This window comes from uncultured Photobacterium sp. (assembly GCF_947502415.1).
Lineage (GTDB): Bacteria > Pseudomonadota > Gammaproteobacteria > Enterobacterales > Vibrionaceae > Photobacterium.
This window is the reverse complement of the sequence record NZ_CANMZV010000001.1, coordinates 114,595-139,236: the sequence shown is the minus strand read 5'-3', so window position 1 is coordinate 139,236 and position 24,642 is coordinate 114,595. Positions and strand designations below refer to the sequence as shown.

Sequence of the window (24,642 nt, the reverse complement as noted above, 5' to 3'; positions counted from 1 at the left end):
GTAAGCGACAGATCACAATTAGAGCATTTATTCAGCGAGACAATACCAATATGACTACGATTGAATATACTCATCGGTGAACTATCAAGGAGAATAAAAATTGAAACGTCTCATTTCTTTTATCGTCATCTGGCTATTTTCTTTTGCTTCTCAGGCTGGTACCACAACAGACGGAATAAACCAACAAGGTTACACCCAGACAAAATATCCGATTGTGCTTGTTCATGGCCTGTTCGGATTTGACTCTCTGGCTGGTATGGATTACTTCTACGGTATTCCGCAAACACTGACTAAAAGCGGCGCTAAGGTTTATGTGGCCCAAATTTCAGCCACCAACAGCACCGAAGTGCGTGGTGAACAACTACTCGCTCAGGTACAGGAAGTGCTCGCTGTTACCGGAGCCGAAAAAGTTAACCTGATCGGCCATAGCCATGGCGGACCAACCACCCGCTATGTTGCTTCTGTCGCACCTGAGCTAGTTGCCTCCGTCACCAGCATTGGTGGTGTCAACAAAGGCTCACTTATCGCCGATCTTACCCGTAACACCGTTCCTGAAGGCTCTTTTCCTGAAGGCATTGGAGTAAAACTAGCCGAAGGCCTGACTACTCTGATTAACCTGCTATCAGGCGGCAGCCACCTTCCTCAGGATCCGCTTGCATCACTGGATGCACTAACCACCATAGGACTAATGGAATTCAACCAGAAATACCCTGAAGGTGTGCCATCTACCTACTGCGGTGAAGGCGAATTCCTGGCAGATAATGGCGTGTACTATTACTCGTGGACCGGTACCAGCAATTTTACAAACCTTCTGGATCCTACTGATGCAGCAATGGTCGTACTAGGGCTGGCTTTTGATGAGCCTAATGATGGCCTTGTGGGCCAGTGTAGTACCCACCTTGGCAAGGTGATCCGTGATGACTACAAGATGAATCACCTAGATGAAATCAACGGTATGCTAGGTATTACCCACCTGTTCGAAACGGCACCAACAACGATTTACCGTCAACACGCAAACCGCCTGCAACAACAAGGACTATAACAATGAAAAAGATCGCATTTGTTTTACTGTGTATAGCCGGGACAGCAGGTGCGGTCTTTTACTATCACACCATTACAACCGATGAGCCCGCTATTCAGGTCGCTTCGCAACAAGATACTAAGGTTGATACCGAATCATCCCGTGATACATTCGAGTATTTCCTCTCTGGTCTTGGCGAAGCTGATCTAAATACCCTGAAACAGCACTTTCAGTCCTATAACAACCAGCAAGCTGAAGCCTATAGGCACAACAAACATTTATTCGAAAAATTCATCCAATACAAAACAGCCCTTCAGGCTCTGGAGCCGCAAACATTTGAACGACTTGATCTTACCTCGCTCCGGCGGCTACATGATCAAATCATCTCGTTACAACTTCAGTATTTCAACACAGAAGAACAAACCCAGCTATTTGCCGAAGAAAACCAATTACGAACGCTGGCACTCAAGCAACTTGAACTGAAACAGCAAGCCAACAGCCTCGAAGACTTTCAGAACCAATGGCAACAGGAAATCGATAACTTGCCTCTCCCCCTGCAAGAGAGCTACCAAAACGCGCAACTCCTGTCACAGTTGCAAGGGACCAAAACAATGGATACACAAGAGCGTTTCCTGGCAAACCAGGAGCTAGTGGGAACAGAAGCTGCAAACCGTTTAGAAGAACTGACAGAGAAACGAGCAGCATTTCAGCACTCATTCACGCAATACCTCTCTCTGCGGGCAGAGATTCAGGCCGACGACAGTCTAACCACTGACGAACAGAAACAAGCCATTAGTGAACTAAGGAAAACAACCTTTTCACAAAATCAGCAACGGCGCATAAAAGCACTTGAATCTATTCACGATGAGCAAGGAGGCATCGAAGGTTTGCCCGAGTTTCTGTAAGCCCGGTAAAACGAGTATTACATTAATTATTCCACTCTTTACCCATAAAATATGGTAAACAAAATTATTACCTTGTGGCATCAAAAGGCTAATAAGTGACTTTCGAGTATTCAATTTGTAAAAACAATACATTACTAACTATAGTGCATATGCTCCAATTAAAAAAAGAAGGATGAGTAATGACTGATATCATCATCGAAATATTGCGAGCTGTTATGGTCGGAGGGATAATTTTTTCCCTTCTCAAAGCACAACAGACCAAAGAATTAAGCCAAATTAGCGGGTGGCGAACCATTGTGGCCGGTTTTGCCTTTATCTTTTTTGGTACATTGATTGATATCACCGATAACTTCGAAGAATTAAACCAATTTGTAATCATTGGCGATACTGAAACTCAGGCCTTTTTGGAGAAGGGCGTTGGCTACCTTTTGGGTTTCATGTTGTTAGCTATAGGTATTCGGAAGTGGCTACCTAAGATCATTGAGCATGGAGAAATAACCAAAGATAAACATAAGCTTGAAGTGGAAAAAGAACGAGTGAAAACACTACGAGCAACTATGAACACAGTCCATGACATTGTTAATAATTTTTTGAACCAATTACTACTATTTCAATTTGAAGCTGAAGAGAATAAGACTCTAGAACCCAAATCAATAATTTTAATGGAATCTATAATCCAAGATACAGCAACTAAGCTTAAAAATTTAGGAGAGCTCGATTCAATAACAGAGCAGCAAATGGCTAACGGAAAAATCAAAATCGGTAATGAAAAAGAATCACCGCAACATAGTATCGGCGGTGTCGAAGAATGTTACCGTTCTAAACTGTCAGAGACCCATCCGAAGCAATAACGAATTTCAGGCGATTTGCATTAAGGTATTTGTAATACATATGAAAACAGCGGATAAATCCGCTGTTTTTTATTGGCTTTAACGATAATCGACTCAACCGCGTTTAAACTGAACCATCAGGCGTTGCAATGCTTCCAAACGCTCTACCAGCATTCGGGTACTTTCAACAGACATGTCACTAGTCTGAGATGTAAGAGATGTCAGCTCACCGATATGTTCAACATTTCGGACTATCTCACCACTCACTCCCGCCTGCTCTTCTACCGCCGAAGCAATCTGATGACTGCTGTCAGTTACCAGGTTAAGCATTTCATTGATTTCACTTAAACGCTCACCAGTTTCTATTGCCTGCTGACGACAATGGTCAGAAAGATCACCGCCACGTTCAACAGCTTCCACCGCCTGCTTGGCCGTTTTTTGCAAACGGTTAATCATTTGGTGGATCTCACCGGTCTGAGACTGGGTTTTCTGAGCCAGAGAGCGAACTTCATCAGCAACAACGGCAAAGCCTCGGCCGGCTTCACCGGCACGCGCTGCTTCAATCGCGGCATTAAGAGCTAACAGATTAGTCTGATCGGCAATAGAGCCAATTACATCCAGAATACCCTCAATCTGACGGCTGCTTTCAGACAAAGCATTGATAACCTGTTTTGAGTTATCCAACTCACTATGTAGTGAGTGTACTGACTCAATCGTACTTTCAACACTCGTCTGTCCGCTCGCTGCCATTTGCTGAGCTTGGGTAGTCAACTCCGAAGCCTGTGCAGCACTTTCGGCAACTTCTTTCACTGTGGCTGACATCTGTCCCATTGCCACACCAACCTGCTCAGTTGCCTCAGCCTGTTGGGCCAGATTCGTTTTGATCTGCTGAGTGTTAGCAAATTCATCTTCCGCCGACAGCAAAATATCACCGGAAGTCTCACTGGCACGACCTACAATCGCCCTTAATTCAGCACGGCGCATCCGCAATGCCAACTCTACTTCAGAGTAATCATCTCTTTTACCGGTATAAATCGGCTCCATTACCGGGTTATCGTACGCTTTTCTGGCATGCTCCTTCAATGTATGAAGACGCGATTGTCCATGACTACTGATCCCCAAACCAGCTAGCAACAGCACAGGCACCAGAGTTGACAGCCAAGGGCTACTATCCACCATTCCTTGAACAACAGAAACCAGCAAGGCAAGAACGAGAATTACATTTAGCCATACCCCCTGACGAAAACGGAAAGGGTTCCCCGCCGCACCATTATCCAGGGTCTTATACGCTTCAGCCGCTCGCTGAACTTCTTCTTCACTCGGGCGACTTCTAACCGACTGATACTCGATAACCTGGCCATTTTCATCCGTAATTGGAGTAACAAAAGCCGACACCCAATAATAATCACCATTTTTACATCGGTTTTTGACAATACCCATCCAGCTTTTACCTGCTTGGATGTATTGCCATAGCTGTCTAAATGCCGCCTTTGGCATATCACCATGACGAACCATATTATGAGGGTGGCCAACCAACTCATCTTCACTGTAACCAGCAACGTCACAGAAAGTCTGGTTCGCATAAGTAATGATACTCTTCGGATCAGTCGTCGAAATTAAATCTAGCTCAGCAAAGTAATCAACAGCCTTCCCTCCACTGTTGATTGAGGCTGGGTTTACATTTTTTGTCATTATTATCTCTAATCTTTTTGGGAATCTTTTCAGGTTGGATCGTCTCAACCTCAAACATGAAACAAATTTTCAGCACTATTGTGATATTTATTCCATTTAACAAATTGATGTAAATCAACCTGCACACAATTGTAACAAAGGAATAAATCAATATTGACAAATTAGCCGATTCTAAACTGCTTTAATGAATAGGGATATGTATAACAAAAAAAGCCCATGATATAAATCATGGGCTAGTTTCATATAAGCATTCTTATGCCTTGGAAAAAGAAAGAACTAACGTTGATAGCGGTGGTAAATCAAGCTTGATCGAATACTCCAAACCATGACTTGGCTCATCAGTGACTTCGGCAACTTGCTTCACCGAAGCCTGACTTCCCCAATACTTTTCATCATCAGTATTCAATAACAACTGATATTCACCAGCTTCCGGCACACCCAGGGTATAACCTTCGCGCGACACTGGGGTAAAGTTAGAGACAACGAGTACCTTATCGCCATTCAGAGCAAAACGCTCATGAGCAAGAATGCTGTTCTCGGCATCATCCTGTACCCGCCACTCAAAGCCTTCAGGACTACAATCCTGCTCGTAGAGTGCTGGGGTTGAGGTGTAAAGCTGGTTCAGGTCTTTTACCAGCGCTTTCATACCACTGTGTCTTGGATATTGCAGCCAATGCCATTCCAGCTGACCTTCATGGGCCCATTCCGCACTTTGCGCGATTTCAGCCCCCATGAAATTGAGCTTCTTACCTGGCTGACCATACATATAGCCCATAAAGGCTCGCAAGTTTGCCGTCTGCTGCCACTCATCGCCCGGCATTTTATTCAGCAACGAACCTTTACCGTACACTACTTCATCGTGAGACAGAGACAAAACATAGTTCTCGCTGAAGGCATAAATCAACGGGAAGGTAATTGTATTGTGGTGATATTTGCGATGCACCGGTTCTTCTTTCATATAAGAAAGGCTATCGTGCATCCACCCCATGTTCCACTTAAAACCAAAACCAAGGCCACCCATATCCGTCGGCTTAGAAACACCAGGATAAGCCGTCGATTCTTCGGCGATAGTCATCGCATTCGGATAATGACGGTAAACTTCCTCGTTCATCCAACGCAGTAAGCTTACCGCATCAAAGTTAACGTTGCCGCCTTCATGGTTAGGGATCCACTGATCATGTTCTCGCGAATAATCAAGGTAAAGCATTGAAGCGACAGCATCGACACGCAAACCATCAATGTGGTAGTGCTCAAACCAGAACAGTGCATTAGACACAAGGAAGCGACGAACATGATCACGACCATAGTCATAAATATAACTCTGCCAGTCCTGATGCCAGCCACGGCGAGGATCCGGATCATTAAACAACGCCGTACCATCAAAATTCGCCAAACCATGCTCATCCGAAGGGAAGTGAGCCGGTACCCAGTCAAGCACGATACCAATCCCTGCCTGGTGACACTGATCAACGAAATACTTAAAGTCATCCGGGGAGCCATAACGGCTTGAAGGTGCAAACAGGCCAATCGGCTGGTAGCCCCACGAACCGTAGAATGGATGCTCAGAAATCGGCATCAATTCAACATGGGTATAACCCATTTCCGTCAGGTAAGGGATCAGCTCACCAGCCAGCTCTCGGTATGTAAGAAAATCACCGTTCTCCTTGATACGCCACGAACCGGCATGCAGCTCGTAAAATGACAAAGCTTCCTGGTGTTTGGCTGTCACCGGACGGTTCTGCCATTTTTCATCATTCCAACGATAACGCGACTGGTCATAAACCTTTGAGGAAAACGACGGATACTGCTCGGAGTAATAACCCCAAGGATCCGCTTTGTGCGGTAGTCCATTACCTGAAGAATCTTTCAGTTCAAACTTATACAGCTCATTTTCTTCAAGACCAGGAACAAACAATCCCCACAAACCGTCATCCAGCTTCTGCAACGGGTGGCGACGTCCATCCCACGCATTGAAGTTACCTACAACACTCACTGCTGACGCATTTGGCGCAAAAATCAGAAAGCGAACACCTGATACAGGCGTATTGCCCTTGTTCAGAGTGATCAGCTGTGCACCCATCTCACTGTGCATTTGAGACGGAGAAGTCAAGGCATCGCCTGATGGCAGCAGATTGTGGAATTGGTACGGATCGTAAAGGGTTTGTTCGCCATGTGGCCAGTGAACGATAAGTTGATATAGTGCAGTGGTAAAATCCGTATCACCTTCTAATACAAAGCCACTGTCAGCTTCGCGGGTCAGCGTGAAACGCTCTCCTTTTTCAGTTAATGCTTCAACAGTTTCAGCCCCAGGCATCCACACGCGAAGTGCAATCTCCTGAGACTGATATTGAGGGCCTAAAAATGAAAATGGGTCCGAAAATGCAGCTCTTTCAAGCTGCATATATTCCTTATCACTGCGGGTCACGGTAGATGTGTCCAACGCATTACTCCTGATTATTGTTTTTGTGAAGCTTTTTCTCGTGTTTCAGTTAAACGTCTAGTTAGATCAATAATATTCTGACGTGTAAAGATATCGTCCAACGTCGTTGATAGTTTACGACGCCAGTTTGGATATTCGTCGACAGTACCCGGAATGTTCACCGGCTTATCCATTTCCAGCCAGTCTTCCAACTGAAGGCTTAGCAGGGCACTTGAACTTGCAGCCAAGTGCATTTGCATCCCTTCGCTAAGGTAACTGTCCATGGGCACATATGCAGCATTATGCCCAACACCTTCAGGAAGATAACCATGCCAGGCCAAACTATCAAGAATTTTTTGTTTGCTCTCAGCACGACCATCGAACAAACCGTTGAGCTGCTCTTTATCTGGGTACAAGCCTAGCTCTTCACCCATCTTCAGGTCATCACAATGCCAGAAACCACGAAGAGTTGGCATATCATGAGTACACAGTGCCGCCATTGACTGGTCCGGATAATGAACCGGAGAGTAGAAACCGCCGTCTTCTGCTGTTTCGAAGAAGAACACCTTGTACGAGTGAATGCCTGCAGTAGACAGTTTCTCAACAATTTCATCAGGTACTGTACCCAAGTCTTCACCAATAACAGTACATTGGTGACGATGACTTTCCAGCGCCAGAATGGCCATCATATCATCCACAGGGTAGTACATGTACGCCCCTTTTTTAGCACCTTCACCCTTAGGGATCCACCATAGGCGTAACAGGCCAAGAACATGATCAATACGCAGAGCACCACAGCTGCGCATGTTAGCGCGAAGCAGCTGAATATACGGGTCATAGGCTGTTTCTTGCAGTACCTGTGGGTTTAGCGGTGGCAAGCCCCAGTTCTGGCCTAGAGGACCAAGGATATCTGGCGGCGCACCCACACTGACGTCCTGACACAGCGCGCCGTGGTCAGCCCAGGTTTCAGCACCTGAATCACAGACGCCAACAGCAAGGTCTCGGTATAGGCCCATAACCATGCCTTTTTCGTCTGCCAGTTCATGAACTTCTGCAAGCTGAGTATCGGCCAGCCACTGAAGGTACATAAATAGCTGAACTTTCTTGAAGTTCTTCTTAATAAATGTCTGCACGGCTGAATTGTCAAAGTGACGGTATTCTTCAGGGAATACAGGCCAACCCCATACAGAATCATCTTCTTTCTTCAGTTCAGCATGTAGCGCATCGAATGCTGCCTGATGAAGCAGGCTATCGCCACCCTCTTCAACAAACTGCTGGAATTTCTGCGCACGTGCAGTGTTGTTGTCCAGATGACGCTCACAGAAAGTGTCGAACAACAACGGAAGTACAGCCATTTTCAGGCAAGACACTTCGCTATAGTTAACCCAGTTTGAATTACGGGCCTCAACAAGGCGTTGCTGGAACTCTGGGCTACCCACCAACTGCTGAGCCTCGTCACACTGAGCAAATTCACATACAGAACTTACATCAATGTACATCAGATTAAGCCAGCGGCGGGAAGACGGGCTGTACGGGCTCGCGCCTTCAGGGTTTGCCGGGAATAATGAGTGGATCGGGTTCAGACCAACAAAATCACCACCACGAGCAGCAACATCAGCAACCAATTGTTTCAGATCACCAAAATCACCAATCCCCCAGTTATGGTTAGTGCGAATTGAATACAGCTGAACGCTGGTTCCCCACACTTTCTTACCATCTAGCAGTGCTTCCTGCTTATAACAAGATTGAGGAGTAACGATCAGAGTCATTTCAAAAGGAGATTTACGACGCTTACGGAACACTTGCAGCTTGTGGTAACCCCAAGGAAGATCATCCGGCAGTGCGAATACCAACGAGCCACCTTCCGCACGCTCATCGCTGATTAACTGAGATTGCAACCAGCCTTCCATCACCTCGCCTTGCTCTGTTTCCAGGTGCCAGCTGAAATCGCTGATACGTGCACTCTGGCCAAGGTGCATAGCAATGCGCATTGGCTCCCCGCTTCGTACTACCTGTACCGCTGCCAGTACATCTGGGCGGTACTTCTTGTTGGCAGACTCAAGCAATGCTTCATCGTTCTTCGTATCATAACCAAGGGCAGCCAATAGACAACGGATCGTCTCGTCTTCAACCTTAGCTTCGTCTCCCCAAGCACTGACATAGCTATCTGCAAGACCTACCATGTCAGCAACTTGTTTTAATACTTGATCGTCTTTCATCGTTCTCTCCGATAGCGGCCTTGCGGCCGCTACGATGTTAGGGTTTTGCTGATATCAATTCAGACTCTAAATCACCAAAGGGGTGAATTAACGCTTCACTGCTTCTAGTTTCCAGATGTTATTGGCGTAGTCTCGAATACTACGGTCTGAGCTGAACTTGCTCATCAATGCTGTATTTAGAATTGCTTTATGTGCCCATTTAGCCTGGTCACGGTATTCAGCATCGATTTTCTCGTGAGTTTTCACGTAGTCGGCAAAGTCAGCCAGTACCAGGTATGGGTCACCACCTTCCAGCAGATTATGGCGAATCGCCGCTAGCTGGCCTGGGTGGCCTGGTGTGAACTCATCAGTTTCCAATAAATCCAGTGCTGCGCGCAGTAAGCTATCAGCGTGGTAATAACGGTAAGGGTCGTAACCCTCTGATTTCAATTTCTGTACTTCATCTACCAGCAGGCCGAAGATGAAGATATTTTCATCGCCAACTTCTTCGCGCATTTCTACGTTTGCACCGTCCATTGTGCCGATAGTCAAAGCACCGTTCAGAGCAAACTTCATGTTACCTGTACCAGATGCTTCTTTACCTGCAGTTGAAATCTGCTCTGAAACATCAGCAGCCGGAAACAGAATTTCTGCAAGGCTTACGCGGTAATCAGGGATAAAGACAACTTTCAGCTTACCGCCCAGACGAGGGTCGTTGTTTACCTTCTCTGCAACTTTGTTGATAGCGAAGATAATGTCTTTAGCCAGCGCATAACCTGGTGCAGCTTTCGCACCGAAGAAGAAGACGCGAGGATGCATATCAAATGTCGGATCGTTGATCAGACGGTGGTACAGCGACAGAATGTGAAGCAGGTTCAGGTGCTGGCGCTTGTATTCGTGCAGACGTTTGATTTGGATATCAAAGATTGCATTGGTATCCAAATCGATCCCCATGTTCTCTTCAACCCAGTTGGCCAAACGCTGCTTGTTCTCTTTCTTCACTGCCATATAGCGCTTCTGGAACGCTTTATCGTCAGCAAATTTCTCAAGGCCGGCAATTTTTTCCAGTTTCTTCGGCCAGTCATCACCCACTTTCTCGCTGATCAGCGCAGAAAGGCCTGGGTTACAGTACTTAATCCAGCGACGTGGCGTTACACCGTTAGTTACATTGGTCAGACGACCAGGGAACACTTCGTTAAACTCCGGGAACAAGTCACGCTTAACCAGTTCAGAGTGAAGTGCCGCTACGCCGTTTACCGCATAAGTGCTAACTACACACAGGTTAGCCATGCGAACCATGCGCTGAGGGCCTTCTTCAATAATAGAAAGCTTACGCTTCACTTCGTTGTTGCCAGGCCAGGTTTTCTCAACCAGCTTCATGAAACGGTGGTTGATTTCGAAAATAATTTCCATGTGGCGTGGAAGCATTTGAGCGATCAGTGATTCAGACCATGTTTCCAGTGCTTCAGGAAGTAGTGTATGGTTAGTATAAGCAAAGGTCTTAGAACAAATGTCCCAAGCAGCATCCCAACCTAGCTTGTATTCATCAAGCAGAACACGCATCAATTCAGGAATAGCGATGGTTGGGTGAGTATCGTTCAGCTGGATAGTTTCTAGCTTTGCCAGATCTTCAATCTTGTTACCTGAACCGATGTGGCGGCGAAGGATATCGGCAACCGAACATGCACAGTGGAAGTACTGCTGCATCAGACGCAGAGCTTTACCCTGGTCGTGGTTGTCGTTTGGATATAGAACTTTAGTTACGTTACCCGCTTCCAGTGATGAGTACTGAGCACCTACGTAGTCACCATCATTGAAGCGCGCCAGGTTAAACGGTGCATTTGAACGGCATTCCCAAAGGCGTAGTGGGTAAACACTATTGTTATCATAACCGATAATAGGCAGATCCCACGCAACACCTTCAACAGTCATTGCAGGAACCCAGCGACGGCAAGTACTGCCGTTTTCGTCGATGTATGATTCAACGTGACCGTACAGGTTAACAGTCTGGTTTAGTTCAGGACGAACCACTTCCCATGGGTAACCTTCAATGCCACGCCATGCATCTGGTGATTCAACCTGACGTCCATTTTCAAAAGACTGACGGAACAGGCCATATTCATAGTGCAGGCCGTAACCTACTGCAGGGTATTCCTGAGCAGCCAGCGAGTCCATGAAACATGCAGCCAAACGGCCCAGACCACCATTCCCCAAAGCAGGATCGCGCTCTTCTTCCAGAAGGTCAGACAGGTTCTGACCCATTTCTTCCATTACAGCCGCAACGTCTTCATACAGACCCATGCTGATCAGGTTATTACCTGTCAGGCGACCAATAAGGAACTCAAGAGAAAGGTAGTTAACGCTACGTGCTTTTTCTTCAGCAAGCTGCTTTTCTGTTTCCAGCAAGTTACCAGTGCTGATTTCAGCCAGCGCACGGCCCATTGCCATATACCAGTTACGTAAATTTGCAGTTTCAGATGTAACTGCATAAGTCGTTGTTAGATGTTTTTCTACAGCCGCCTTGAATGCTGCCTTGTCAAATTGTTGTGTCTGACCATTTGTAGTCATGGTTCAATCTCTCTCTAGGATTATTTCCAACTGCTGCCTATGTTGCCTTCGTCTGTCAGTTAAAACATCCTCCCACCGAGGGGAGGATTAGGGATGAGTGGTAGGGGCGTAGTTACCCAATTCCCTCCCCTAGTGTGACATCCTGCAAAATTTCGAGGCGGAGATAGCTACCACCACCCAACAAAGTGCAACCATTTTCACATGGGTAGGTTAAATTATATGCGCAAACAAAAGTTTATTTATTAAAGAATATTTCAACATGTGTGATCCGGCTCATATTTCCAGGGATGAGAGAACATAGAATTACTAAATTCACGTTGTACAGGGTTAAAGTTATGGCCCAGATCAAACGTCGTGAAAAAAATTTCATGCATGATTTTGGAAACAGCATTGCATAAAGCTCATATAAGCCACCCCGCAATATGATGGGAAATAATACCTAAGAGCTTTCAACGGAACCTGAAACCTTACATAAGATAGCAAGACTATGTGGATACCATCTAAACTGACTCGGCCGGCACGTCTTCATAATGCAATACTTCGCCCTCGTTTGCTGGAAGCACTTGAGCAGGCTCCTTTTTATCGTCTTGTGCTATTCCGCTCTCCTGCCGGCTACGGCAAAACCACCATGGCGGCACAATGGTTAAATGACCATCCTCATACAGGCTGGTTTAACATCGACGAGAACGACAACGACACATTCCGATTCGCCAATTACCTGCTTCAATCTATCAACAAAGCAAGTAACAACACATGCCTGAAAACCCAGGCAATGGCAGAGCGCCGGCAATTTGCCTGCCTGTCGACCCTGTTTAGCGAATTATTCAGTGAACTGAGCGATTATCACGAGCAAACCTATCTGGTTCTAGATGACTACCACGTCATTAACAACGACGATATCCATGACGGAATGCGTTTCTTCCTGAAAAACATGCCTGATAACATTACCCTCGTGGTTACCAGCCGTACTTTGCCGCCGTTGGGCACGGCTAACTTGCGGGTTAGAGACTTGCTCATAGAAGTCGACAACGACCTGCTAGCCTTCGATGAAGAAGAAACAGAACGATTCTTTGATAAGCGCGTTAGCAATACCGTTGAGTCCGACGTCCTCAAAACTCTGCGCGAACAGGTCGAGGGCTGGCCTTCTGCATTACAATTGATTGCCCTTCATGCCCAGCAACGACCGAATAACCTGGTTGAATCTGCAGTTTCAGTCGCCAGCTTCAACCGAGGTCACTTGTGGGATTACCTGGCAGAAGAAGTCTTTGACCAGCTAGATCAAGAAACCCAGCAATTCTTATTACAGTGCTCGGTATTAGATATGTTCAATGCCCAGCTCGTCACCGATCTCACCGGCCGTAGCGACGCCCTGGCAATGCTGGAGTCATTAAACCGGTTTGGTTTATTCCTCAACACACTAGAAGGCGACAATAACTGGTATCGTTTCCATAATTTATTTGCAGAATTCTTACGCCACCAGCGCTACTCACAAATCCCGCAACAACGTTCTGAGCTTCACACCCTGGCAGCCAAAGCCTGGCTGAAACAACACTCTCCGCAACAAGCACTTTTACATGCACAGAAGAGTGAAAATGAAGAGCTATCAATCCAGATCCTCTCCGAACACGGTTGGGAAATGTTCCATCATGGCGAGTTGAAGCTGTTACAAGACTCTATTGACGCCCTTAGCAGAGACAAACTATTCAGCACTCCCCGCCTTGCCCTGCTTCGACTTTGGCTGATCCAGAGCCAGCATCGCTATAACGATGTAGGCGATCTTATCGCTGAAGCAGAAGCTGAAATGCATAAGCACAACATCACACTGGATGATGCGCTACAAGGGGAATTCAATGCCCTGCGAGCTCAGGTTGCAATTAACCAGAGCAAACCTGAAGATGCCCTTATTCTGTCTGAACTGGCCTTGGGCCAACTACCTTCAACGACCTACCGTAGCCGGATCGTAGCTACCTCGGTAGTCGGTGAAGTACACCACTGCCTGGGTAACCTTAGCCGGGCGCTGCCAATGATGCAGCAGACTGAAAAAATGGCTCGTCAGTATCATGTTTACCACCAGGCTCTTTGGGCAATCCTTCAGCAGAGTGAAATTCTACTGGCCCAAGGGTATGTTCAGTCTGCCTATGAACTGCTGGAACAGGCATTCAAACTGGTTAAGGAACAACACCTGCAACAAGTACCGTTGCACGAGTTCCTTCTACGCCTCCGCGCCCAAATTCTATGGTGCTGGAACCGTCTTGACGAAGCTGAAGAGGCGGCGCTGAAAAGCCTGGAAGTCCTGGCTCCTTTCGATGAGACCAAATCACTTCACGCTTACTCTATGCTGGCACGAATCGCCGTTACCCGTGGCGAGCAAGACAAAGCCGCCCGATATCTGGAGCTCTGTAATAGCATGATGGAGCGCACCGATTACCATATCGACTGGCGTGCCAATACCGATCTAGCAAACCTGTTCCACTGGCAAAATACCGGCACGGTGGACAGTATCCAGACTTGGCTGAAGCAAGCCGAGGAACCGGAAGGTGCATGCAACCACTTCCAACAGCTCCAGTGGCGTAATATTGCCCGCGCCTGCCTGAACGTGGGTGAGCAGGAACGCTCGCAAAGCATATTAAAAATGCTGCAGGAACATTGTGATAATCACAATCTGATCACAGACAAAAATCGTAACCTTGTGGTACAAGCGGTGTTAAGCAAGCGTATGGGAAGTCGCGAAGATGCACTTACACAACTTAAAGAGGCGCTGATTCTAACCAATAGCACGGGGATGGTAGGGATTTTCCTCTGTGACGGCAGTGAAATCTACGATCTGCTGCAAGAGTTAGTTGACACCCGAGCTCTTAACGAACTTGAACTACACCGAGCGCGACAACTGCTACGGGAAATGACCAGTAAAGAGCGCAATCGCTCGGTTCACTTTGATGAAAGTTTTGTTGAAAAACTACTGAACCTACCGGATGTCCCTGAACTCATCCGAACCAGCCCGCTAACCCAGCGAGAATGGCAGGTACTCGGGCTGATTTATACTGGTTATAGCAATGAACAAATTGCCTCTGAGCTTGATGTGGCCTCAACCACCATTAAAACTCATATCCGTAACCTCTACCAAAAGCTGAATATTGCAAACCGCCAGCAAGCGATAGAGACAGCGGAAAACTTACTCAAGCTAATGGGCTTCTGATTTTTCGAAGCTCAACATACCAATCTGGATAAGTAGGTGTTCAGATAGTTGCGCAAGAAAAATCAAATACTTATGCTAATTGGTATCAAAGGTTAAGGATGACCTATGATTGAATGGAGCAACAATCGAATCTGGTATCAGGACATGCCGTTCAAAGTGAACGGCATTCCTGTCGGTGCCCGTATGACCATCATCCGGCTGGGTAATGGCAAGCTGCTGATCCACTCCCCCATTCAACTCACGACCCAACTTCAGTTGGAACTGAGCAAGCTTGGACAGGTCTACGCTATTGTCACCCCCAATATGAACCACCACCTTTTCCTTTCAGAATGGTGGCTGGCCTATCCGGAAGCCTATTTCTTTGCCCCACCCGGCCTTCAGCATAAACGGACCGATCTGGCGTTTGACGATGCCTTAAGCGCACAAACCCCAACCCTGTGGCGCCACCAGCTATACCAAACTCTACTGAGGGGAAGCGATCAAATGGAGGAGGTGGTCTTTTGCGATCCCGAGTCACAAACTTTGATCGTCGGTGACACCCTGGCCTGGTTAAAGCCCTCACCAAGTATTCTGACAACCGCCCTTGCGCTGATAAATGGCTGCTATCATTCACCGGGAATGCCTCTTTACTGGCGGATGACCTTCAAAGATAAAACCCGTCTGCGGCAATCATTACAAGAAATACTTACCTGGCCCTTTGACCGTGTAATCCTCTCACATGGCCAAGTCATCAGTAATAATGGTAAATCTATATTTCATCAAGCATTCAGATGGGCACTGTAAGCCGATTTTTCCGTTAAACCACCTATTTCAATAATGAACCTCAGGCAGAGGCCCACAACCTCTGGCTTTAAAACAAGCCAAATAACTCTTTTTTGCGGCTCATGTAACATACGTTAAATCTATGTTTTCATTTTCCTCTCATTATTGTATGACATATCTCAATTTTTAATATGCGATTGAGGGTATATTTATTTAGTTGCAATGTATTGAGGGAACAAATATGAAAGCATCTAAGCTGTACTTTAGGGATATTCTTGGCCTCGCCTTGGTTATCTCCGCCATTTTAGTAACTCTGGCAATGATTTTTGACGTTTTGGCTGTGCTTAATTATTTCTCCCATGAAGAAGCTTTAGCCTCAACGTATCTTCACGAATCTATCCCGCTATTTGTCTTCCTGATCCCGTTTTACTTCATCGGTAAATTTATCAACCGTCCGCAATGGGTTTCAGAAGTCAAAGCGTTCCGTCTGGAAGCGGCAAGAAAAGCCAGTGCCAGCCACTAACTTAAAAGCAATGTTTGGCCTGGAGTAACAACTCCAGGCTCAAATATGTCCAGCCTATTAGGAAAATACCTCGATATCATCTCCCCCCTCCATACTATTTCTGTCCCAACGCCCATTAAAAAAGCCGCCACTATTTTAGTGACGGCCAAGTGATTCTGCTTTCTAAAGCACTTAAATCATAATACTGGATAGTCGTTGAGACTAAATGTTACTCAACGACTTGTCGGATATTAACGTGGGCGAGCGAAATTCTGCGTCCAATAAATACCGTATTGCGAACCTGAGTTAGTCACTGATGCTGCGCCCATCTGAGTATAGTTAGCACTCATGATGTTCTTACAGTGGCCGGGGCTGTTCAGCCATGAAGTCATAACAGCACTAACATCTTTCTGCCCTGCCGCAATATTTTCACCTACAGAACGCCAGTTATAACCCTGAGCGCTTACACGGTCGGCTGGCTGAGTACCATCTTGCCCCGTATGGCTAAAGAAGTTGTAGTTAGCCATGTTGCTTGAGTGAACAAATGCAGCCTGCTCTAAAGAGTAATCCCATGTCAGTGGCCCTACTGCCGGCATCATCTCACCACCACAGCTTCGAGCCTGAGCGCGTGCCGCATTCACCGCAGCTAGCATCTGATCAGCTAAGCTACTGTTTGGATCTGGTGTTGGAATGGTTGGGTTAGATGGTGTATTACCATCATTGCTACTGGAAGAACCGCTGCTGCTACCACCGGTATTAGTATCACCAGAATTGACTACATTAGAGCTTGTATTTGATGAACCATTATCTGTAACTGTGCCGCTCTCAGAACCACCGCCTGAACCACAACCAGTTACAACAAACATCGAAATTAATAGAAGTGATAGTTTTCGCATGGGTACATCCAGTATATGTCTTATTGAACCAATGATTTCAAAATAAACTTATATGGGTATCTAACAGCAAAAAAGTATATTAAGAAAACTTAGATTAGTTTTGATACTAATATTCGCATCAGTATCAACGTGGGGACAATATACTGACTCAGAGCTGAACACTTCAATATGCAACGGTTACTTTTTAAGTATCCTGACAAACAATTTACAAACAATTGTATTGTTCAAGATCACAAAACAAATTTTTAAAACTATATAATTCAAACAATTAATTAAAAGAAATTATTTTCCACACAATGTATTTTAATTTATACATTGATGTATAAAATGATAGTAAATGACATCCTTGATTATGTCATAAAATAAAAGTGGCAAATTAAAAGTTAGCACTATGCTATATATTGCAGCATTAAAAAGACCACAAAATAATACACCTCGATAAATAATTGATGGTGATTATTTGTGGTCTATACAAAAAAGTCTCTCACTTTTTTAGTATTGAGTGAATAACACAGTCTTAAATTGCCTTATGCCAAATCATCCTGGGTAACACTTACCCCTTTTATTTGAGCAAACACTTCATCACCGACCGTAAGCTCTAGCTCATCCGCCGCCCAAAGCGTAATGTTCGCCCATATATTGGCTTCACCCACACGCAGGCGAACTGCCACCTTTTCATCATCATCAACAGGTAGAATCTTATCAACACGACCGTCAAGGATATTACGGATACTGGTATGTCCTGGCTTCAACTTAGTGATCGAGACATCATTCGAGTGAATACGTACCCTCACCCACTCACCACGGGCACGACTTAGCTTACTCACCCACAAACAAGCATTATGGTTAAGCATCACCTGAGTTAGAGCATATTTCGGATGGTTATGATTTACCCTGGCAGTGATCAGTGAGCTCTGCTCCCTGGCAGGTAACCATGGCCTCATCTCAGGAGATCCCCACACACTGTTTACATGGCCTGAAATCACGACCTTACCCTGATTAATCATCGCCATATGATCGGCCAGTCGCAAAATCTCATCCAAGCTATGGGTAACATAAATAATTGGCGTGTTCACTTCTTTCGCCAACTTCTCCAGATATGGCATCAGCTCCTGCTTACGCGGCAAATCCAGAGAAGCCAAGGGTTCATCCATCAACAACATATCCGGCTTTGTCAGCAATGCCCGCCCAATAGCCACCCGTTGCTTTTCACCGCCAGACAATGATGAAGGGTAACGTTGCAATAAACCCTCAATACCCAGCAATCGAACCACATCGTCAAAGTGTACTTCATCTTTATCACGACAGCCGTAAGTCAGGTTACCGGCAACGGTATAATGAGGAAACAAACGGGCGTCCTGGAATACATACCCGATACGGCGTTTTTCCGGTGGTAGGAAAATCCCTTTATCACTATCACACAATACATGGTCGCCAAGCTTAATTGAGCCACTGTCAGGCTTACTCAAACCACTGAGTACATTAATAAGGGACGTCTTGCCAGTACCGGAGCGACCAAATATTGCCGTGATCCCCTGCATTGGGAGATCCAGTTTTATATCAAGCTGAAGATCACCCAGCTGTTTTTGTACATCTATTGCTAACATTGCGTTTCCAACCGCTTACGGGCAATTCGGGCAAGAAGTTCAGACACCAGCAGAGAAGCCAGCGCTATAACAATGGCGATAACACACAAACGGGCAGCTTCGGTTTCGGCTCCCGGCGTTTCAATAAAGGAAAACATAGCCAGAGGGATTGTCTGTGTCTCGCCGGGAATATTCGATACGAACGTGATCGTGGCTCCAAATTCACCCAACGCTCGGGCAAAGGCCAGAATAGCACCGGTTAAAATTCCCGGTAATGTCAGCGGTAAAGTAATAGTGAAAAATACTTTCAGCGGGCTAGCACCCAGTGTACGGGCTGCCTGCTCCAGTTTGAGATCTACACTTTCGAGAGCCAGCCGAATAGACCGCACCATTAAAGGAAAAGAAACCACCGCCACAGCAATCACCGCCCCGCGCCAACTGAAACTAAACGTTAGCCCGAACCAGTCATACAAGGTTTTACCTATTACTCCCTGACGCCCCATCAAAGAAAGCAGCAGGTATCCAATAACAACAGGAGGGAGAACCAACGGCAAATGAACAATGCCATCTAAAATTGCTTTTCCATAAAACTGACAACGAGCCAGCATCCACGCACATAAAATGCCAAGTGGCAGGCTTACCAGCACTGCCACTCCCGAAATTTTCAAACTAAGCTGCAGGGCCTGCAGCTCGTATTCTGTTAGCACGCTTAGTTAACTCCAAAGCCGTATTTCTCAAAAATCTCGCGCGCTTGATCAGACTGTAGGAACTCATAATAAGCTTCAACTTGTTCGTCAGACTTATCTTTCACTATAGCGATAGGGTATGTGATCGCAGCATGGCTATTATTCGGCAGCTCAGCAACCACTTTTACCTTATCGGAAATCAAGGCATCTGTTTTATACACGATCCCAAGCATCGCTTCCTGTTTTTCTACCAATAACAATGCCGAGCGAACATTATTTGCCCGCGCCAGCAATGGCGATGCCTTCTGCCATAGTCCAATATTTTCCAGTGACTCTTTAGCATAGATACCAGCTGGCACATGCTTCGGATCGCCCGTCGCTAAACGCGTTCCATCGAGTGCCTTAGCTATATCCCACGAAGCATTTACTTCAATTTTATCGGCCGGATAAGCATCAGGAGCCACCAGCACCAAGCTGTTTTTCAGCAGGCTTTTACGCGACTGCGGCTCAATGGCTTGTTGCTTCTCAACATAATCCATCCACTTTTCATTCGCAGATAAATAAATATCAGCAGGTGCCCCTTGCGCAATCTGTCTGGCAAGGGTAGATGACGAAGCAAATGAAAGCGTTGACTTCATGCCTGTTTTTTCCTTGTATACCGCCGCCACTTCATTCATAGCGTTAGTCAACGATGCCGCAGCAAAGATAGTCACCTTATCCGCAGCCCATGCCGGATTCGACACACCAAGAACACAACTTACAGAAAACAGGCAGGTTAACAAGCGCTTATTCATAACTTCCTCTAATGTCAGTACACTCAATATGCGATATATAGTAAAGTATATATCGCATATTGAAAACAGATCCGAGTTGGATTTTTAAAATAAAGATTGATTTAAGAAGAATTAAATTAGAAAAACATCCCTTAGTGCTATCTCACCAATGAAAGGTTAGAATTGCCAGTCTTAATCGCCAATCAAGCATTGTCTTGTGTGGCTAAACGTTCATCACAATAGATCAGCCTATGCACTCCCCGGAACACTGCTTTACACCTTTTAAAGCCACTATCGACTCATTCAATATGCCGGAACGGTTCACTTTCCCGTTTTACTATGAGCCTCACCCGTTATGTATGCTGGCAGCAAAAGAGCTTCAAGAGCACCTGGAAACTCAAACCAACTGGCAGCATAACTTTGGTCTTAATGGTGATACTGGCACTGCGGTCGGTAAAATGTTTGGTGTGCTTCTGGTGGAGAATAAACATGGTGAGATCGGCTATTTATCGGCTTTTTCCGGCAAAATGGCAGAGAAAAACCTGTTGCCGCATTTTGTTCCACCAGTGTTCGACATGCTGACCGAAAACAGCTTTTTCCTGACCGGGCAAGATGAGATCAACGGTATTAACGCTCAGATAAAAACGCTGGAAGCTAATCCGCAACTCAATGAGCTAACGCAAGCGCTGTCTATGGCACAACAAACAGCCAATGAACAGATTGAAGCTCACCGCAGTAAAATGATCGAAGCCCGAAAAACCAGAAAGGCGAAAAGAGCGGCAGCGAAAGCTGAACTATGTGGTGAAGAGCTTGAGACAGTTAAAAACCAGCTCAGTCAGGAAAGTATCATCGAAAAACTTCAGCTACGGGATCTGAAGCTGGAATGTGACGCGAGTATTCAACACGCTCAGCAGCAGCTTGAATTGCTGACTAAAGAAATCGAACAACTTAAAGAAAAACGCAAAAATCTGTCTGCTGATTTACAGAAAAGACTATTTGAGCAATACCGTTTTCTCAATATCCTCGGTGAGGAAAAAGATCTTGGTGAGCTTTTCGTCAACACCGCGCAGGGTGTACCACCGGCTGCTGCTGGCGAGTGTGCCGCCCCTAAGCTGCTTCAATATGCATTTAAGTGGGGAATGAAACCACTGGCGATGGCTGAATTTTGGTGGGGTTCGTCGCCGAAATCGGAAATCAGACAACACAAGAACTTCTACCCAGCCTGCCAAGGTAAGTGCCAGCCGATTCTGGCACATATGCTGGTTGGTTTAGACGTTGATGAAAACCCGCTGCTGACCAATCCGGGGGAAGGTAAGCAGGTTGAAGTGATTTATGAAGACGCGGACATGGCGGTGGTCAACAAACCGGCCGAATTCTTATCTGTACCAGGAAAAACAATCGAAGATTCCGTTTACCGGCGAATGAAGCAACGCTTCCCGAAAGCCACAGGCCCGCTTATCGTCCACCGATTAGATATGTCTACATCGGGATTAATGGTCATTGCCCTAACAAAAAGAGCCAACAAGAGCCTGCAGAAGCAGTTTATCCAGCGCACAGTACAGAAGCGTTATGTCGCTCTGCTGGACGGTGTTATCGAACAGGATGCAGGCATCATCAACCTGCCACTTCGCGGAGACCTGAACGACAGACCACGCCAATTAGTTTGCTATCAACACGGTAAGCCGGCAGAAACTACGTGGGAAGTCATCGAACGGGTAAACAATAAAACAAAGGTACATCTATACCCAAAAACAGGCCGCACCCACCAGTTACGAGTCCATTGTGCCCACATCCAGGGATTACAAACACCTATGGTTGGCGATGATCTTTATGGTGTTAAAGCGGATCGCCTTCATCTCCATGCAGAGATGCTAGAACTACACCACCCTATTAGCCATGAACAAATGCGATTCCAGGTTGAAGCTGAGTTCTGATCTCATTTTCTTCATGGACATTAATCTACTCGGATAACAAAGAAGCAGCCAATTGGCTGCTTCGTCTTTAATTAAGAAGTAACAGAAGTTCTTCATTCATGAACAGAATAAGCACTAAGCTCAAACTTCACAATTACTCTTTACAAGTTGGAATCAGTGCCTGATACATTTTCCCGAAACCATTCAACGGCACAGTCACCACTTCTTTGCCTGATATACCTTCAAGTGTAACGCTTAGCTGCTTTCCTTTAATTGCTGATTCAATTTGCTTTTCGGGAATGGTAGCCCAATGGGTGCTACCCTTAACCCAAACATCCATATCGAAAGTATCGCCATTATCAATATGGGATTTTGCCTGATAACCGTTTTCTTCACGCTTTAGCGATTTAAAGAATAAAAGATTCACCCCTTCATAAGTACAGCGAAGTGCAACGGTTTCAACGTTACCGTCACTCTTAGCATCAGAAACCCCGATGATCACCGGCTCTCCGGTGGTTACATCCTGAGACTCGTAATGACTCCAGGCTCCATATTCATCTTTAAGTTCAAGAGCGGCATTTGCCTGGAATGCAGTAAGAACTATAGCGAGAAGAAAAAAAGCAGTTCTCATGTCTTATTTTTTTAACCTATTAAATCGTATACAGTACTCATTCATACACAGCGCGAACGAATGACAAAAACGCCACTAATGATATCAATTATCATTTGCCTTTAATAGGTTAACTTACCGCCCCATAAGCAACTTAATGTAAAATTTTTCCTGGCAGGCATTGTAAAAGATCTTCCGGCGCGGACGGATAACCTGTTCAGCACCATCAATAACTTCATAGCTAATCCAGCACTCTTCGCATACAAGTTGATTAACCCCATTAGAAGAATCTAATGAAGCGTCGTCACGCTCAACCGAGTAACAAAGAACAACGCCATTGTCGAAGGTGAACAACGTTTCTACCTTGTTCACTTCGATATCACCATCCTGATAACTATTCTTGGCTGTATCTTGACTTCTAACAGTTAGCGAAGGATTACGCTGATGAATAGCCCGGATATATGTACTTAGCTCATCCATCATTAACCTAAACGAGAACCATTTGGTACAGGTCTTTCTGGCATTGCCAGAGCTGGAAGGATACCGTCCTCAAAACCTATATCAAAAAGCATGCCTTCTGAAACTTCACCACGGATTTTTCTTGGTGGCAGGTTAACAACAAACAGAGCCTGCGAACCTTCGATTTCAGCCGGATTTTCTCGCTCCTGCTTAATACCGGACAGAATCTTACGCTTGTGATCACCAAAATCGACAATAAGGCGGACAAGCTGATCCGCACCTTCAACATCTTCTACCCGCTCTATGGTTCCGACGCGGATATCGACTTTTGTAAAATCATCAAAACTAATCGTCGGTTTAATTGGTGCAGCTTCCATTCTTCCTCCTATCACCGTTTCAAAAGTATAAAAACAAGAGGACACATTTATCATACAACTTGATGCAAATTCAATGACTCGATGCACAGAAATTAGGCTGATATCAAAAACCTCAATATCAACTTCGAACGATTAAATATGACACTATTATGACGATTACATGACAATTAATATTTAGAATAAAAAATTCAGTTATGACGCCAACTTGTTGAACTCTCATTTGTAGAATTCTCGCTCAATGAATGTACCAATCACCTTGTCATGCATATCTTCTGATTTAGAGAAGCCTATAATTTTGCGGTTGAGCCGCTTTAATCTTGTTCTCAATGTAAGATTCTGCCGTTCTATACGTTGGGTAAATAACTTCCCAGTAATGTGCTTTTCTGATGGTAGGTTTGATGAATAAACTCTGAAGTTGTCTGTACAGAAGAAATTGATTGCAAATGGTTTTAATAGCTCTAGCAGGGTATGCAGTGTTTCCTCACTGCGTCAACCAAAAGCATGGGCTTAAATCTTGGCTCCCAAGCATACCAAAACCAACGTTGATTCTTTTTACTCTGAACAAATGACCATTGCTCGTCGACTTCACAGATAAGCTCGATCTTAGCATTATCAAATGGGACTGAAGTTACTTGCTTCGGTTGGAGTTTTTTAAAGTGTTCAATACCGTGTTGTAAGCAACGTTCAGTACCCTTCCAGTTTCTCTGACGCCAGAGCTGTTTATTACCATATCAACGATTTTCTCTTTGACACCAGGAAGACAGGCTTCGTAGGCGTATTCCAATTGAAAGGTTCGCTTACAATCAAGACATCTGAACCGTTGAAATCCGCCAGAGCCAGTACCGTGTTTACGCACGGGTTGAGTTTGGTGACAGAAACGACATTTTACTTGGATGGTTGCCATAGGTGCTTACAAGGAAAAGTGGATAGACTAACACACATCAACCCATTTGAGTCATGACCAACGACATACACCACTTCTCTGATCTCAAACCTCACGCCTTAAACCAATCCCCCTACAAATACTAGGCTAGTATTAAATTGACAGGTTCATTAAGGGGAAATGGATATGGTTGACTTTAATGAAAAAATGCGCCTAAAGGGAAAGGCAGAGGAAGACCTGTATTTTGCCGAGCTCGATCGCAAGCTGATCGAGGCATTGCATGAAAAGCAGGCTAAAGAACGCACATCAAAATCAAACCCTGACGGAAATATTGAACTTGGGGCGCAAGATCAACAGAAATAAGCT

Annotated in this window: 19 protein-coding genes and 1 pseudogene; 8 read left to right on the top strand and 12 right to left on the bottom strand. The window is 45.5% G+C overall.

The window, feature by feature from the left end; all coding sequences use genetic code 11:
• Positions 1-127: 127 nt before the first annotated feature.
• The 3 genes from Q0852_RS00575 (at position 128) to Q0852_RS00565 (ending at position 2,777) form a co-directional block, all read left to right on the top strand.
• Entirely contained in the window at positions 128-1,042 is a 915-nt protein-coding gene (locus tag Q0852_RS00575) for a triacylglycerol lipase (RefSeq protein WP_299013430.1), read from the top strand.
• Between the two features lie 2 nt (positions 1,043-1,044).
• The gene (locus Q0852_RS00570) at positions 1,045-1,926 is read left to right on the top strand and encodes a lipase secretion chaperone (protein ID WP_299012933.1); all 882 of its coding nucleotides are present in this window, start codon (positions 1,045-1,047) and stop codon (positions 1,924-1,926) included.
• A 179-nt stretch (positions 1,927-2,105) separates the two neighbouring features.
• Positions 2,106-2,777, top strand: coding sequence for a hypothetical protein (locus tag Q0852_RS00565; RefSeq protein WP_299012932.1), 672 nt, complete (start codon positions 2,106-2,108; stop codon positions 2,775-2,777).
• Positions 2,778-2,870: 93 nt separating this feature from the next.
• Here the strand turns inward: Q0852_RS00565 and Q0852_RS00560 are convergent, their stop codons facing one another.
• From Q0852_RS00560 to Q0852_RS00545, 4 genes are all read right to left on the bottom strand, one after another.
• Positions 2,871-4,448: a PAS domain-containing methyl-accepting chemotaxis protein gene (locus tag Q0852_RS00560; RefSeq protein WP_299012931.1), complete on the bottom strand. Its 1,578-nt coding sequence runs from the start codon at positions 4,446-4,448 to the stop codon at positions 2,871-2,873.
• 253 nt (positions 4,449-4,701) lie between these two features.
• On the bottom strand, positions 4,702-6,849 hold the full coding sequence (gene glgB / locus Q0852_RS00555; protein WP_299013428.1) for a 1,4-alpha-glucan branching protein GlgB: 2,148 nt from the start codon (positions 6,847-6,849) through the stop codon (positions 4,702-4,704).
• 53 nt (positions 6,850-6,902) lie between these two features.
• The gene (gene malQ / locus Q0852_RS00550) at positions 6,903-9,086 is read right to left on the bottom strand and encodes a 4-alpha-glucanotransferase (RefSeq protein WP_299012929.1); all 2,184 of its coding nucleotides are present in this window, start codon (positions 9,084-9,086) and stop codon (positions 6,903-6,905) included.
• An 87-nt stretch (positions 9,087-9,173) separates the two neighbouring features.
• Positions 9,174-11,633 carry a glycogen/starch/alpha-glucan phosphorylase gene (locus Q0852_RS00545; protein WP_299012928.1) on the bottom strand — a complete coding sequence of 820 codons (2,460 nt, stop codon included), beginning with the start codon at positions 11,631-11,633 and terminating at the stop codon, positions 9,174-9,176.
• 487 nt (positions 11,634-12,120) lie between these two features.
• On the opposite strand from Q0852_RS00545, the gene malT reads away from it, so the two are divergent.
• The 3 genes from malT to Q0852_RS00530 all read left to right on the top strand — a co-directional run bounded on the left by malT (position 12,121) and on the right by Q0852_RS00530 (position 16,114).
• Positions 12,121-14,829, top strand: a complete 2,709-nt coding sequence (gene malT, locus Q0852_RS00540; protein ID WP_299012927.1) for an HTH-type transcriptional regulator MalT — start codon at positions 12,121-12,123, stop codon at positions 14,827-14,829.
• Between the two features lie 105 nt (positions 14,830-14,934).
• Positions 14,935-15,612, top strand: coding sequence for a DUF4336 domain-containing protein (locus tag Q0852_RS00535; RefSeq protein ID WP_299012926.1), 678 nt, complete (start codon positions 14,935-14,937; stop codon positions 15,610-15,612).
• A 220-nt stretch (positions 15,613-15,832) separates the two neighbouring features.
• Entirely contained in the window at positions 15,833-16,114 is a 282-nt protein-coding gene (locus Q0852_RS00530) for a D-fructose-6-phosphate amidotransferase (protein WP_299012925.1), read from the top strand.
• A gap of 230 nt (positions 16,115-16,344) precedes the next feature.
• On the opposite strand, the gene Q0852_RS00525 is transcribed toward Q0852_RS00530, so the two are convergent.
• The 4 genes from Q0852_RS00525 to modA form a co-directional block, all read right to left on the bottom strand.
• Positions 16,345-16,989, bottom strand: a complete 645-nt coding sequence (locus Q0852_RS00525; RefSeq protein WP_299012924.1) for a CAP domain-containing protein — start codon at positions 16,987-16,989, stop codon at positions 16,345-16,347.
• 527 nt (positions 16,990-17,516) lie between these two features.
• Entirely contained in the window at positions 17,517-18,596 is a 1,080-nt protein-coding gene (gene modC / locus Q0852_RS00520) for a molybdenum ABC transporter ATP-binding protein ModC (protein ID WP_299012923.1), read from the bottom strand.
• On the bottom strand, positions 18,590-19,282 hold the full coding sequence (modB, locus tag Q0852_RS00515) for a molybdate ABC transporter permease subunit (RefSeq protein ID WP_299012922.1): 693 nt from the start codon (positions 19,280-19,282) through the stop codon (positions 18,590-18,592). The genes modC and modB overlap by 7 nt, the downstream gene beginning before the upstream one ends.
• Positions 19,283-19,284: 2 nt before the next feature.
• The gene (modA, locus tag Q0852_RS00510; protein WP_299012920.1) at positions 19,285-20,055 is read right to left on the bottom strand and encodes a molybdate ABC transporter substrate-binding protein; all 771 of its coding nucleotides are present in this window, start codon (positions 20,053-20,055) and stop codon (positions 19,285-19,287) included.
• A 230-nt stretch (positions 20,056-20,285) separates the two neighbouring features.
• Here modA and Q0852_RS00505 point away from each other — a divergent pair, with 230 nt between their 5' ends.
• Positions 20,286-21,968, top strand: coding sequence for an RluA family pseudouridine synthase (locus Q0852_RS00505; protein WP_299012919.1), 1,683 nt, complete (start codon positions 20,286-20,288; stop codon positions 21,966-21,968).
• 133 nt (positions 21,969-22,101) lie between these two features.
• Here Q0852_RS00505 and Q0852_RS00500 read toward each other — a convergent pair whose 3' ends face one another.
• The 4 genes and pseudogenes from Q0852_RS00500 to Q0852_RS00485 all read right to left on the bottom strand — a co-directional run bounded on the left by Q0852_RS00500 (position 22,102) and on the right by Q0852_RS00485 (position 24,297).
• Positions 22,102-22,578, bottom strand: a complete 477-nt coding sequence (locus tag Q0852_RS00500; RefSeq protein ID WP_299012917.1) for a hypothetical protein — start codon at positions 22,576-22,578, stop codon at positions 22,102-22,104.
• A 114-nt stretch (positions 22,579-22,692) separates the two neighbouring features.
• On the bottom strand, positions 22,693-23,040 hold the full coding sequence (locus tag Q0852_RS00495) for a hypothetical protein (protein ID WP_299012916.1): 348 nt from the start codon (positions 23,038-23,040) through the stop codon (positions 22,693-22,695).
• Complete coding sequence (locus tag Q0852_RS00490) at positions 23,040-23,393, bottom strand: tRNA-binding protein (protein ID WP_299012915.1); 354 nt, start codon at positions 23,391-23,393, stop codon at positions 23,040-23,042. Before Q0852_RS00490 ends, Q0852_RS00495 begins: the two co-directional genes overlap by 1 nt.
• 216 nt (positions 23,394-23,609) lie before the next feature.
• Positions 23,610-24,297 (bottom strand): annotated as a pseudogene (locus Q0852_RS00485) (IS1 family transposase).
• Positions 24,298-24,462: 165 nt separating this feature from the next.
• Between Q0852_RS00485 and Q0852_RS00480 the strand changes: the two are divergent.
• The gene (locus Q0852_RS00480) at positions 24,463-24,639 is read left to right on the top strand and encodes a hypothetical protein (RefSeq protein ID WP_299012914.1); all 177 of its coding nucleotides are present in this window, start codon (positions 24,463-24,465) and stop codon (positions 24,637-24,639) included.
• The last annotated feature ends 3 nt before the right edge of the window (positions 24,640-24,642 follow it).